Below are 1,803 nucleotides of genomic sequence, written 5' to 3' on the forward strand. Positions count from 1 at the left end.
GCGATCCTCCACGCCATCCGCCCCGCGCAGCACGAGCATCCGCGCGGCGTCGCGCGGCGCGGCGGGGCGCAGCGCTATCCGCTCCGGCGGCAGGTCGAAATCGAACAGGTCAACGCGCATGGATGCGTCCGGGCCGCCGCATTAGGGGAGCAGCCCTGGGCGGTTATTTCTTCTTGGGCGCCGGCTTCTTCGCCGCGGGCTTGCCGCCGAGCGGCGCGTTGAGATCGGCGACGCTGGGCGCGGGCGGCGGCGGCGCGGTCAGGACGGCGGGCACGGGCTTGCCGTCGCTCTCGATCGACGCCTGCACGATGACCGCCGGATTGGCGGGCGGCTCGCCCAGCGGGATCGCGTCGACATATTGCATGCCCTCGATCACCCGGCCGAACACCGTATATTTCTTGTCGAGCTGCATGCGCGGCAGGAACAGGATGAAGAACTGGCTGTTGGCGCTGTCCTCGCTCTGCGCGCGGGCCATCGACACGGTGCCGCGAAGATGCGGCATCATGTTGAACTCCTGCTTCAGGTCGGGCAGCGTCGATCCGCCGGTGCCGTCGCCCTTGGGGTCGCCGCCCTGCGCCATGAAGCCCGCGATCACGCGATGGAACTTCAGGCCGTTATACAGGCCCTGGCGGGTCAGCTCCTTGATGCGCGCGACATGGTTGGGCGCGATATCGGGGCGAAGCTGGATGCGGACGCGGCCGCCGGTGGACAGGTCCAGGTCCCAGATGTCTTCGGGGTTGAGCGGCAGGCTGGCGGGCGGAATCTTCGGGGCGCTCTCGGCGCGCAGGGCCTTGACGTTGTCCTCCGCCTTGGCCGCCGATTCCGCTTCCTTCGCCTCGTCGGTCTTGCCGCCGCCCTGCGCATGGGCGGGCACGCCGGCTGTCATGACCAGAGCCGCGCAGGCCAAGGTCAGCACCCTGCCCAAGGAACCGAAGCCATTAGTGAACGCCATGTGCCTGAACTCTCCCGCGCTGGACGTGCGCCTAAGAAATATGCGCCTAGAAATATATCGATGAACGGCGGCTGAGCGAACTCAGTCCCCCTTTCTCCCGATGCGCTCTACCCGCTCCATCACTTCCTCGCAAACCTTCGCGCTGACGAATTTGTGGATAGGCCCGCCATAGAGCGCGATTTCCTTCACCAGCCGCGACGCGATCGGCTGCAGCGACACGTCCGCCATCAGGAAAACCGTCTCCACCCGGTCGTTGATCTGCTGGTTCATGCCCGCCATCTGATATTCATATTCAAAGTCCGCGACGGCGCGCAGGCCCCGGATGATGACGCTGGCGCCCTGCCGCTCAGCAAAGTCCATCAGCAGCGAGTTGAAGCCGGTGACGACCACCTCTGCATCCACATCGGCGCATTCCCGTCGCACCATTTCCAGCCGCTCCTCGTCGGTGAACATGGGGGATTTGCTGATATTGGTGGTGACGCCGATCACCAGCCGGTCGACCAGCTTCGCGCCGCGCCGGATGATGTCCATATGGCCCAGGGTGATCGGGTCGAATGTTCCCGGATAAACACCGATGCGCATAGCCATCCTATCTGTCCCTCTCGATCACATAATCCGCTATCGCCCGCAGCAGATCGGCTTCCTCGCCAAAGCCGCGCAGATGCGCCTTGGCCTGATCGACCAGCATCTGCGCCTGTTCCCTCGCCCGGTCCACGCCCAGCAGGGACAGGAACGTCTCCTTGCCCGCGGCCGCATCCTTGCCCAGCGCCTTGCCGGCGGCGGCCTCATCGCCTTCCACATCCAGCAGGTCGTCGGCGATCTGGAACGCCAGGCCCAGGTCGCGGGCATAG

The 1,803-nt window shown here is 65.8% G+C and carries 4 protein-coding genes; all 4 read right to left on the bottom strand.

The genetic code is table 11. The features are described from left to right. Positions 1-120: S-adenosylmethionine:tRNA ribosyltransferase-isomerase (locus BHQ40_RS25960; protein WP_171905965.1), on the bottom strand; the 120-nt coding region annotated here is incomplete at its 3' end. Positions 121-163: 43 nt separating this feature from the next. Continuing rightward, entirely contained in the window at positions 164-886 is a 723-nt protein-coding gene (locus BHQ40_RS24640; protein WP_139139480.1) for a peptidylprolyl isomerase, read from the bottom strand. Positions 887-1,033: 147 nt separating this feature from the next. Further along, positions 1,034-1,540: a pantetheine-phosphate adenylyltransferase gene (gene coaD / locus BHQ40_RS24645; RefSeq protein WP_070158303.1), complete on the bottom strand. Its 507-nt coding sequence runs from the start codon at positions 1,538-1,540 to the stop codon at positions 1,034-1,036. 1 nt (position 1,541) lies between these two features. After that, positions 1,542-1,803, bottom strand: a 262-nt coding sequence (locus BHQ40_RS24650) for a polyprenyl synthetase family protein (RefSeq protein WP_171905966.1), incomplete at its 5' end; no start/stop codon positions are given.

Source organism: Sphingobium phenoxybenzoativorans, assembly GCF_001757355.1.
Classification (GTDB): Bacteria; Pseudomonadota; Alphaproteobacteria; order Sphingomonadales; family Sphingomonadaceae; genus Sphingobium; species Sphingobium phenoxybenzoativorans.

Coding starts and splice junctions, on each gene's coding strand:
- coaD (WP_070158303.1), bottom strand. CDS start 1,540: ATGGCTATGCGCATCGGTGTTTATCCGGGAACATTCGACCCGATCACC.
- BHQ40_RS24640 (WP_139139480.1), bottom strand. CDS start 886: ATGACAGCCGGCGTGCCCGCCCATGCGCAGGGCGGCGGCAAGACCGAC.